Annotated in this window: 14 protein-coding genes; 6 read left to right on the top strand and 8 right to left on the bottom strand. The window is 46.1% G+C overall.

Going from position 1 to position 10,802, the window contains the following annotated elements; translation table 11 throughout:
- Positions 1 to 255 (top strand): hypothetical protein (locus tag QMD03_09295; GenBank protein MDI6777406.1); only part of this gene is annotated, 255 nt, incomplete at its 5' end.
- A 190-nt stretch (positions 256 to 445) separates the two neighbouring features.
- On the opposite strand, the gene QMD03_09290 is transcribed toward QMD03_09295, so the two are convergent.
- From QMD03_09290 to QMD03_09270, 5 genes are all read right to left on the bottom strand, one after another.
- A complete protein-coding gene (locus tag QMD03_09290; protein MDI6777405.1) occupies positions 446 to 688 on the bottom strand; it encodes a hypothetical protein in 243 nt (80 codons plus the stop codon).
- Between the two features lie 157 nt (positions 689 to 845).
- Complete coding sequence (locus QMD03_09285) at positions 846 to 1,691, bottom strand: zinc ABC transporter substrate-binding protein (GenBank protein MDI6777404.1); 846 nt, start codon at positions 1,689 to 1,691, stop codon at positions 846 to 848.
- 215 nt (positions 1,692 to 1,906) lie between these two features.
- Positions 1,907 to 2,068: a hypothetical protein gene (locus QMD03_09280; GenBank protein ID MDI6777403.1), complete on the bottom strand. Its 162-nt coding sequence runs from the start codon at positions 2,066 to 2,068 to the stop codon at positions 1,907 to 1,909.
- Between the two features lie 42 nt (positions 2,069 to 2,110).
- Positions 2,111 to 3,559 carry a putative sulfate exporter family transporter gene (locus QMD03_09275; GenBank protein MDI6777402.1) on the bottom strand — a complete coding sequence of 483 codons (1,449 nt, stop codon included), beginning with the start codon at positions 3,557 to 3,559 and terminating at the stop codon, positions 2,111 to 2,113.
- 149 nt (positions 3,560 to 3,708) lie between these two features.
- Entirely contained in the window at positions 3,709 to 4,005 is a 297-nt protein-coding gene (locus QMD03_09270) for a hypothetical protein (GenBank protein MDI6777401.1), read from the bottom strand.
- Between the two features lie 199 nt (positions 4,006 to 4,204).
- Between QMD03_09270 and QMD03_09265 the strand changes: the two genes are divergently transcribed.
- Entirely contained in the window at positions 4,205 to 4,465 is a 261-nt protein-coding gene (locus tag QMD03_09265) for a hypothetical protein (GenBank protein MDI6777400.1), read from the top strand.
- A complete protein-coding gene (locus QMD03_09260) occupies positions 4,462 to 4,851 on the top strand; it encodes a type II toxin-antitoxin system VapC family toxin (GenBank protein ID MDI6777399.1) in 390 nt (129 codons plus the stop codon). The genes QMD03_09265 and QMD03_09260 overlap by 4 nt, the downstream gene beginning before the upstream one ends.
- A 524-nt stretch (positions 4,852 to 5,375) precedes the next feature.
- Here the strand turns inward: QMD03_09260 and QMD03_09255 are convergent.
- The 3 genes from QMD03_09255 to QMD03_09245 form a co-directional block, all read right to left on the bottom strand.
- Entirely contained in the window at positions 5,376 to 5,774 is a 399-nt protein-coding gene (locus tag QMD03_09255; protein MDI6777398.1) for a prepilin-type N-terminal cleavage/methylation domain-containing protein, read from the bottom strand.
- A gap of 941 nt (positions 5,775 to 6,715) precedes the next feature.
- Complete coding sequence (locus tag QMD03_09250; GenBank protein ID MDI6777397.1) at positions 6,716 to 7,270, bottom strand: nucleotidyltransferase; 555 nt, start codon at positions 7,268 to 7,270, stop codon at positions 6,716 to 6,718.
- A 97-nt stretch (positions 7,271 to 7,367) separates the two neighbouring features.
- Positions 7,368 to 7,490 (bottom strand): hypothetical protein, encoded by a 123-nt coding sequence (locus tag QMD03_09245; protein MDI6777396.1) that lies wholly within the window; start codon positions 7,488 to 7,490, stop codon positions 7,368 to 7,370.
- 116 nt (positions 7,491 to 7,606) lie between these two features.
- Here QMD03_09245 and bioF point away from each other — a divergent pair, with 116 nt between their 5' ends.
- The 3 genes from bioF to rfbB form a co-directional block, all read left to right on the top strand.
- Positions 7,607 to 8,791, top strand: coding sequence for an 8-amino-7-oxononanoate synthase (gene bioF / locus QMD03_09240; GenBank protein ID MDI6777395.1), 1,185 nt, complete (start codon positions 7,607 to 7,609; stop codon positions 8,789 to 8,791).
- Between the two features lie 129 nt (positions 8,792 to 8,920).
- Positions 8,921 to 9,685, top strand: coding sequence for an NlpC/P60 family protein (locus QMD03_09235; GenBank protein MDI6777394.1), 765 nt, complete (start codon positions 8,921 to 8,923; stop codon positions 9,683 to 9,685).
- 55 nt (positions 9,686 to 9,740) lie between these two features.
- Positions 9,741 to 10,802 (top strand): dTDP-glucose 4,6-dehydratase (gene rfbB, locus QMD03_09230; protein MDI6777393.1); only part of this gene is annotated, 1,062 nt, incomplete at its 3' end.

The following is a 10,802-nucleotide window of genomic DNA, read 5'->3' as shown; positions in this document are numbered from 1 at the left end:
TTAGTCAGACATATCCACTTGAACCCAATCAGAGCTAAAATCGTTTCTGATCTTACAGAACTGAGCAGATATCCTTATTGTGGTCATAGTGTCTTGATGGGAAAAAAGAAACGAGACTGGCAAGATGTAAAATATGTTTTAGCTGCACCAATCCCTTGTCGATCAGGTAGAACCCAACATGTGCCGATTTTAATAGGTATTTGCTTTCTCAGGAGACTTCCTGGTTTAGTGGTTGACCTGCCTCGCTTTGTGTAATGGATTCGGACAGGTTTTAGCAGCCTGTCTATTGTTGGAGGGGATATTGTAAGCAAGGCATTGGTGACCTCTGGGGAGAGTTCGCCGAAGAGATCAACATATCCGGGCAGTCAGATCGGCAGCATGACTTTGAGGCGTTTTGAACAGGGGAGATTTGCTTCAAGCCAAATCTTTTTCAAAGGCTTGAGAATTACCTCATGGCCTGTTTGATAGAAAAGGTTGGTTTCCCTCTTTTCTTTGCCTTTGGTTTCGTAAAGCGCTCGAACCGTGTTGGGGACGGATTTGAAATCCGTCCCCTTGCTGATGGCATGTTTACGGTGACATCCGCAGATGGCAAGTATTCATCTAAGATAATGGTTTTTTCATGACGGGTGGCATTTTTATAGCGTAAATGGATAGCCTCAGTATGCTCTCTTTTGGACCGTGGACTCATTTTCGAACCTCCTTTTGGAGTCAGTGTTTGGTAACACCGAATTATGAGTCAACGATTCCTTTAACCACTCTTCGGGTAACATTTTATTTGAGTCAATTCGGTAAAATGAAAAAGTAATCCCAGGGAATCATTTCTTGGCCTAACGAGGTGTTCCATATTACTTTCTCAACACCTGGGGGAGGATTTCCGCAAAGGCTTCCATGCCTTTCAGCCAGTCCCTTTCCAACGGATCCACTTCCATTACTTTTCCGCCGATTTCGTGGGCAATTGTTCGAGCGCTTTTTGTATCAAAACCCTTCTGGACAAAAATGACCTTAATGCCTTTCCGCCTTGCCGTATCAATCATCTCTCTGATATGGGATGCGCCTTTTATTTTCCCCTCCTCTTCAATGGCCATCTGTTTCAGGCCATACTCATCGGCAAAATATCCCCAGGCAGGATGATAGACCATAAAGGCATAACCTTTTTTACCGGCGAGCAATTTTCTGTTCTTACGGTCTAACTCTTCAATATCACTTAAGAATACCGTCAAGTTTTCTCCGTAATAATCTCTGTAATTAGGATCATAAAGGGACAGCGCCTGATAGATATTCCGGGCTGCTATTTTTACACAGGAAGGAGAAAGCCACACATGGGGGTCCCGTTCCCGGTAGCGTGTGCCATCTGACATATTAACCACAGTTATTTTTTTATTTTTCCCGGCAATGACATGGAGATACTTCTCTTCAAAGGGGAAGGCAGGGGCGCCCACCTTAATGTAGATATCAGCATCGGACAGCCTGACCAGTTGTTGAGGGGTCGGTTCGTACATTTCAGGACATGCACCTGCCGGGATCATGACCTGGACGTTCACCCGGTTTCCCCCCACTCTTTCCACAAAATAGGCCTGGGGCAGGACACTGACGGCAACCTGGATTTTGCCCGAAGCCGAAGCGATTCCTTTATAGCTTCCCAGTACAACCAATAAGAACAATATTACTATAAGAGATGCACTTTTTTTCATGTTACCGTTTCTCCTTTTTGTTAGAAGCAACCGGGTTGCGATCTTTTCGCTCCCGGCACCGGTTGCAGACCCCAGGTGATGTTGACACTAATGCGCTCTATGGAAAAATTGTAAGGTCTCGCAAACCAGTCCCATGCCTGAGAGAGGGTAAGTTTTATGGTTTTATTTTTCAAAGGTCTCGTCTCGGATAAAGAAAAAGGTAAAAGCTAAAGGGTTCACGGCTGTACGGGGAAAAAGGTGTAGTTTATCCAGACAAGTATCCCCAGCAGAACAATCCCCAGCGCCAGGCTGTAACCTATGAGCTTCTTCTCCACAGGGAGGAGGGGTTCATACTCCATCTTTTTTATCTCATCCGCGATCTTCGTTTCTTCTGTCATAGATATCCCCCTTTGTATCGTATTCCATTTTCTTTTAATTAATTAACCTGTTATCACGGGTGGCTTCACCCCATGGAAGAATAACCATGAGATAAGCAGCCCTATCCAGATAATGAACCCGAATAGACAGAGGATATAAACTGCCGCCAATCTTCCTATACCCTCTTCCCAGAGTCTCCTGAAATTAGACATGACACCGATGGTAAAAAAGGTCATCGTGAAAAATATCCCTCTGAAGATATTGCCTTCAGCCATCGCCATCTTTATCTTACCTATTAAGTCAGGGCAGGTGATGCCCAGATACAGTATCAGAAGAAAGGTTGCCACATAGCCGATGACAAACTTCGGGAACCTCTCCCATATCTGACCCGGCCTGACCCTCTCACCCGGTTTGCATTCAATGACGGAGCACCAGATTATGGCCAGGATGAACGCCCACACACCGATAAAGATGTCAATGAAGACCTTTACCGTGGTGGCGGTTCCCATGATCCAGCCTTCCGCATAGTTTATCCCGTCTGCAGCCAGAGCCTTTGCCCTGATAAGCGAATCGGCAACGGCTCCGCTTGCCACTGCCGCCCCATCGGTCTTCACAGCCAACCCCATCCATGCGCCGGCGACCATCGGCTCCTTATAGAGGAAATTCTGGGCCAGGAAGGGGAGTATCAGAAGTTCCACAACGGCGAAGATGACAACCAGGGAGGATACCATGATGGGCACCACCGGCCTTGCCCTTATGGCCGCTCCTGTCGCAATTGCCGCTGAGACACCGCATATTGATATGCCTGATGCGAGGGGCGCCGCCCATTCCCTGCTGAATCTGAAATATTTTCTCGCTATAAAGTAAACCAGCGCCCAGTAAATAAGGTATGCCTCTACAATAGCGCACATGCCTCGAAACATTACCGCCGTTGCCAGCCCTAACTTCTCCGCTGCCGTGACGCCAAGGAACCCGCCAAGGATGACGATGGCGGTTTTGATATACCATTCGGGCCTTACAGCCTCCTTTATAGCTTCCGTAAAACCGGGGAAAAAGTTGCCGACCACCAGACCAACAATCAGGGCAACCACGAACCCCGCCTCCGATGTCAGTTTTAGAGACCAGGTAATGCCGAATTTCTGCAACTCGGCAGGTGTTGTCGCCGCTATATTCGCCCAGCTTCCCGTGACCCAGCATAGATAACTTATAAAAAACACCGCGGTGAAGCCTATGATAAACCTCTTGATATTGGCCTTTAATGCCGCTGCACCTGCTGTCATAATAATCAGAAGGAACAGATAGGTGACAATCAAAGATCCTACCCCTCCCAGCCCCGCGTACTTACTGGATACAGGATATAATGTCTTGGACAGGTCGGTCCATATATGCGTCGTGACTCCAAATCCCAAGATATCCACTCCCACAAACACACCAAGAGAGAGAACAAAGATGAAAAGACCTATCCACACAGACAACCAGTCTTCACTTATGCCCCGTTTCTTCTCTTCCATGAGTTCTTACCTCCCTTCATTATGAGGTTAAGATGTAAAATCCTACTTTCCCACTTCAGGCTTTGCATCTTACTCTTTTCAGAGTCCACTTGCAATTTCTTTAACTACCTTACGCCAGAATTTGTCGTCTGAGCAGGCAAAATAAGCCACTATGCACGGGCAAACACGGTCTTTACGCGGTAAATTAGTAGAGATAGAATGTTTCCCAAATCGAGGAGCATAAAATCTGATCGGTAAAAATCACGAGGCCGGGGGAAAATCACTGATATGAGGATGGGAAATTGGGAGAAAACAGATACTAACAGATTTCTTGAGATGATGGCTAACGGCTCGTAGCCGTTAGCGGCCGTTACCCTGACGGTGTGCTTAAACAGCGTAACGCTGTTCCATAAAAAAGGGGAGGCACCCCCCCCTTTTTCGATGACACTGTTCAGGGTAACTGTCATGTCTGCCTCCATTATAGTTTAATTTAATTTGATAAGAACTTGCCTCTGGGTAATGTGAGTATAGGAGGAAGGCGATTGTATGTCAAGGGAATATGGAATGCGTGTCTAAGAAAATCTTTTGACATTTTGAAAATGGTTGTATAATATGATGTCATAATGATTGCGACTTACGATGTCATTTAACAGGAGAGTAAACACAATGAAAACAATAACTGTAAGAGGAATAGATTCTGTTCTGTCGGAAAAAATGAAACAGGCAGCCAAGCAGGAAGGTAAAAGTGTAAATCTGGTTGTGATAGATACAATGAGGCAGCATTTCGGCATAATAAAAGAAAAAAAGTTTACAGCAGTATATCATGATTTAGACCATATATTCGGGAGGTGGTCTCAAGGGGAATTTGATAAGATTCAGGGAAAAATTGATACGGAAAGGAAAATAGACAAGGATCTCTGGTTATGAAAAAAGTCCTGATTGATACGAATATTTATTCATATGCCATGAAGGGAGATCCTGAAACTATTGCAGTTTTGCAGCAATCTCATGAAATAGGAATTTGCGCTGTTAGTATTGGCGAACTGCTGTCCGGTTTCAAAGGCGGCAATCGAGAGCCGGAAAACAGAAAAGAACTGGAAGAATTTTTGGATACGCCACGTGTGAAGATGTATGGCATTGATGAGGATACGGCAGAATTTTATGCTGAAGTCCTGAATAGTTTAAAGGAAAATGGAAAACCGATACCGACTAATGATATATGGATTGCCTCAGTTGCATTGCAGTATGGGCTAAGATTATTTTCAAAAGATCAGCATTTCAAATATGTATCAGGGTTACTGCTCGTTATTTAATGTATATCGACTATATCGACAAACAATTTAACTGCTCAAGTTATTAGGCTGAAGGTTAAAAATAAAAAAGGGGGCGAGAGGCAGGGGGCAGGAGGCACACAGGCACAATGCTAATAATCTGTATTACGTCCCCGGATTTCACCCAATTAGACGGTACTACTCAATGGTACTTTTGTCAAGTAGAAGGTAGAAGGCTGAAGGTTAAAAATAAAAAAGGGGGGGGTTGCCCCCCCCTTAAATACCTTCTTATCAATGCCTGACCCCAGGGCTGTGACCCATTGTTATTGTGTCGGCCTTTCAGCATCTTTGATATGTTTGAGCGTCGCCTGTAAAACGTGCAGTTACCTCTATGATAAGCATCGGCAGTCTGCTATTGTATTAAGTAATTATAATGTCTTTTGACCCGCTCTACGCATGTATCAAGAAGAGAATCTATTTACCGTGGAAGAGACATAAAAAAGGGGTAAGGAAATACTTTCCTTACCCCTTTTAGAGTTAAAAATAAACAGGCGCTGTCCTATTTTCTAAAGCGCTGCTGGCGTTAATGTGCCATTCTGGTCAATTACAGCCTCGTTAATACGAAGACCCCACCCTAGAGTCCCGGTTATCGTTATGGTATAAGCAGAAGCATCAGTGCCAGCGACTAACATGGTAGTGCCGGCAGATGCGGTATAGCCTGCAGTTGCCAGACCTGCATTCAGTTCAGCAATCGTTACCGCAGGGTTATCGGCAATCATTGCTGAAGAAGCGGTATAGGCATTCTTTGCATCGCTATTTAATGTCGCGACATAGCCTCTTTTCCTATATTGCGTAAACTGCGGGATGGCGATCGCCGCCAGAATACCGATAATGGCAATGACGATCATCAGTTCGATCAATGTGAAACCCTTTTGTCCTCTTTTTTTTCCTAATTTTGTCAACATAATTATTTTCCTCCTTCTTAATTTTTGCAATTATCTTTTTGGTTTAATTTGTTTTAATCTCTGTGGGTTTAATTCCTCACAACTTGCTTCGTTACTGTATTTCCTCCTCCGGTGTCATTTGCTGCCTCGAAGCCTGCTTTGGGGTCTTGCTTTGAGGTAGTTTATCTGTTTCAGATCACCTCCTTTCGTTTTCTTAATCCCGATAAATTTGCTTTTCGGTTTTGAAGTAAGCAACAGGTATGCCAAGCATATTTTTTGTTGTCCCCTCCATAAGACGATCAGGGGAAAACGATTGAAATTCATTGAGTTTTTAAAAATGCTTTAACGGGAAGGAAAATACTGCTGGCCGGTATATTCACCATGAATCGGTGATTTTCACAATTGTAAATGAATGGGGGCTAAATGAATGTGAACGGGATCAGTCAGTGGGGGATGGAATCGCAAATGGCTTGCCTTTCCCCTGATACTACGGTAGCATAATTCTTTTCTTAGGGGCGTTACTGGGCCCTGGGGTCAGGCATTGATAATAAGGTATTTAAGGGGGGGGACGGTTACCCCTTTTCTGCATTACTTCAAGGTTTTATTCCCCGCCCTGAGTTCTTCAATACTTCAAGGAAGCTCACAACAACATGGGTATTGCCTTGGCCTCTCAGGGAAAGATCGAGGAAGCCATATTCCATTTGCTATCCGTGTCCAATTGCATGTTAGGAATCCTATTTATGATTCTCTCTATTTCGGCAGCCGTAAAATCACTCCCATACATGCGAAGAAAAAGCTGTCCACGCAATTGCGAGGGATTGAGTGGTTGTCTTCCAATTTTTATACCTGAGATTACGAGCTTTCTGCCTGAATCATACATTCTACTCGCCATCCTCAATCGTTCTGAGGGCGTTCGCGACAATAACATTTTTTCGTACCGTTGTTTTATTCGCGTTGGAGTGTCACTCATTTTTTCCCTTCGCCTTTCGTAAGAGATCGTCAATCCCAAGGACGGTAGCCCATTTTTGCATATATTTCCAATCAAGTTCTGAAACAGTAGATATCATCTGACGAACATCGCGAAGCTGAAGTTCCGATCGTGATCGCTTTCCCCAGACCAACTTTGACAAAATAAGGTCCTCGGCAGCAACAACAGAGATAGTCACATCCTCAATATCCATTTTCTGTCTCCGTGCGAATTCTTCTCTGCGGTATGCATCGTTTTTTCTAATGATGAAGTCAGCCTTGATCACCCAGTCATTATGGATGATATTGAACATCCCATGGGCATGTACCGCCTGTCTGACACTATCATGATCTATATAGCAATCCTCGGAAAAAAGACCAACGATTTTGTCAACATCGGCAGGTGTAACCTCAACAACCAGATCAATATCACGGGTCATTCTTGGTATAGAATAGATTGCCATCGCCATCGAGCCGGTCATCATATAAAGAATGCCGGCGGAATCAAGCCGCGATGCTATCAATTTTACAAATTCCAGTTGTTCATCCATATTTTACTCATATTCTTAACGCCTGCGTTGAGTGCCCGGTATAGCTGGTGCGCTCCAACGCATAATACAGCGAAGGTGTTTATGTCAATAAAGATCTTCAGGTTTTTGAGAGGACCGTATCCTTTGCCGAGAACAGGACATCGGCAAACATGGCCAGGGTAATAGCCATGAGGATCATAAAGGCAACGGCCCAGGGAAACTTAAAAACTTGCTTTTTCATGTGGCAAGTATAAAATTAAGGGTGTTTGTTTGTCAATGTTCAGGCCGGGCTGTGCGGGGGAGGAAATGCCCAGAGATTACACAAAGTCTGAATTGCAGTAAGGGTGATTGAGAAAGATGTCAGTGTCTATAACTAACCTTAGAGAGGAACTGAACAATCTAAAGAGGGCTTCACTTTATCGGGAGTTGATCCCCATCACCTCTGTCAGCCCGACGCATGGTTATATTAACGGCAGAGAGGTCATACTCTTCTGTACCAACAACTATCTTGGTCTTACCCACCATCCCCAGGTGATTGAGGCCTCTATCAGGGCGACGGAACGTTTCGGGACTGGCGCCGGGGCATCCCGGCTGATATGTGGTCACTCACACCTCTATGAAGAGTTGGAGGCTACCCTGGCCAGATTCAAGGGCACCGAAAAGGCCCTCGTTTTTTCCTCAGGTTACGCCGCCAATACAGGTGCCATAAGCGCACTTGTGGGTAGAAAAGGTCTCGTCTTTTCTGATCGGCTGGTCCATGCCAGTATCATTGATGCCTGCATCTTAAGCCGTGCGGAAAAGCGTCCCTTTCCCCACAATGATATGGATTCCCTGAAAAATCTGCTCCATAACGAAAAGGCAAAGAGGCGAAAATTGATCGTAACTGAGGGCGTATTTTCCATGGATGGCGACATTGCCCCCCTTAAGGAGCTGGTAGATATCTCTTCGCAACACGGCTGTCTTCTAATGGTAGATGATGCCCATGGAACGGGGGTCATGGGAGAAGGGGGCCGCGGCACCGCCGATTGGCTCGGAGTAAGTAACGATGTCGCCATCCATACCGGAACCCTCAGCAAGGCTATCGGGTCAGTGGGGGGTTTTGTTACCGGCTCTTCTGACCTGATAACCTACCTCATAAATAAAGCCCGTTCATTTATTTACACCACTGCCCTCCCCCCGGGGGTAATTGCCGCGGCAACGACCGCCATCAAATTGTTGGAAATTGACTCTTCGCTTATTGAACGTCTCCGGTCCAATGTACATTTCATACGGGAAATATTAGTCTCCGGGGGCTTCAATCTCCCGCCCGGTGAGACACCCGTTGTCCCCATCGTCATCGGTGACGAGAGAAAGGCCTTGAATATCAGTCGGACCCTGCTGGAAAAGGGGGATATCTATATAACTGCCATACGCCTGCCTTCGGTTCCTACCGGAGAAGCCAGGTTGAGACTCACCGTCAGTGCGGCCCACCTGCAGGCCGAATTGGAAAAGGCGGCTATGCTGTTAATTGAACTCTGCCGGAAGGAGGGGGTCATTGATTGAATAATTTTCGTAAGCATGCCGCCGTCAGCAATCAGCGATCAGTAAGACAAGTCAAAACAAGATCTTACGTATGAGAAAGCTTGTCTTAGGAGTTGTGGACTTCCCCCAAAATGCCTCGGTGAGGGAAAAGTGATTACCCGGCAATGTAAAATACTGCCAATTTTTGTCTCTCTGTTGGTCATCTTCATCGTGGCCGGCTGTGGGGAGCGCCGTCCCGTTCCTTATCGTCTCCACCGGATCACGGAAAAGGAACTGGCCCGGATGGGGTATACCATTCAGGCCGGCGCTTTCTCAAAAGTTGGAAATGCGGCCAGACTGACAGAATCCCTGCGGAATAGAGGGTTAAATGCCTTCTATTTTGCTACTCCCGAGAGAATCTACAAGGTCCGTTTCGGCAATTTTACGTCGAGGGAAAACGCACACAGAAAGGCAGAAAGTCTTAGCTCGCAAGGAATTATTGATGAGTATTATATCGTCAGTCCCGGCGATTATGCCATTGCAAAGATAAAAGATAACATGTATTTTAGGGAGGAGGTTGTTAAGACGGCAAAGAGCTTTATCGGTGTCCCTTATCTCTGGGGCGGTTCTTCTCCGGATATCGGTTTTGACTGCAGTGGACTAACGACGGCTGTCTATCAGTTAAACGGCCTTGATCTTCCCCGTTTATCGTCTGAACAGTACGAGGCCGGGGTTCCCGTCGAACGGGATAGTTTGTTAAAGGGAGATCTGGTTTTCTTTGCGATTTCCAAAGGTAAAAAAGTCTCTCATGTAGGTATATACGCCGGTGAAGGCAGATTTATTCATGCCCCAGGAAGGGGCAAGAAAATCCGGATGGACTCCCTCTCAGACGGTTATTTCCGGAAGCGATACATTGCGGGAAGGGCTTATTTTTAGTAACATCTCTAAGTGCTGACTGTCATTATTACACCATTTTACAGGTCCAAAAGATATGGGAATAAAGAATTTAATGGTCACCGGTGGATGCGGCTTTATCGGCAGTAACTTCATCCGTTACCTGCTGGAAATACCGGACTTTACCGGGAGGATTATCAATGTGGATAAGCTGACCTATGCAGGAAATATCGAAAACTTAAGCGGTATCGGTGAGAGGTACACGGACAGATACCTCTTTCAAAGGGCGGACATCTGTGATTTTGATCTGATGAGAGATATTTTCTTGCGTTACCACGTTGATGCCGTCTGCCATTTTGCCGCTGAATCACACGTTGACAGATCTATCAAACGGCCGGAGAGTTTCATCCAAACCAATGTTATCGGCACCTTCAACCTCCTCGAAATAGCAAGGAACCATGCGGAGAACTTTGTCCTCTTTCACCATATAAGCACTGACGAGGTATACGGCAGCCTTGGGCCGGAGGGATACTTTACCGAGGAAAGCCCCTACCGGCCTAACAGTCCCTACTCCGCCTCCAAGGCCGCTTCAGACCACCTTGTCCGGGCGTACCATGAAACCTACGGCCTGCCAACCACCATTTCCAACTGTTCCAATAACTACGGCCCCTATCAGTTTCCCGAGAAACTGATCCCCCTGATGATCATCAATGCCGTGGAGGGAAAGCCCCTTCCCCTTTATGGAGACGGGAAAAATGTGAGGGACTGGCTCTACGTCAGAGACCACTGTGAGGCCATCTGGGCTGTCATGCAATCGGGAAGGAGGGGAGAAACATATAATATCGGCGGCAACTCAGAGATGGAAAACATCGTCATTGTAGAAATGATCTGTGATATCCTCGACGAGATACTTCCCCCACCCGATGGGCATTCCCGGAGGGAGCTGATCACCTTTGTTAAGGACAGACCGGGACACGACCGCAGGTACGCCATTGATTTTACCAGATTGCGTCAGGAACTGAACTGGGCCCCGCGAGAATCTTTCGCCTCCGGCCTGAGAAAAACCATTTCCTGGTATCTCAATAACAGACAATGGATTAACCATGTGCAAAGTGGAGCCTATCAGGCATGGATCGCCGAACAATACGGCGAGAATGTA

The sequence above is a fragment of the Syntrophales bacterium genome (assembly GCA_030018935.1).
Lineage (GTDB): Bacteria > Desulfobacterota > Syntrophia > Syntrophales > CG2-30-49-12 > CG2-30-49-12.
Note: the sequence above shows the minus strand (reverse complement) of the source record. Positions and strands in the feature narration are given on the sequence as shown.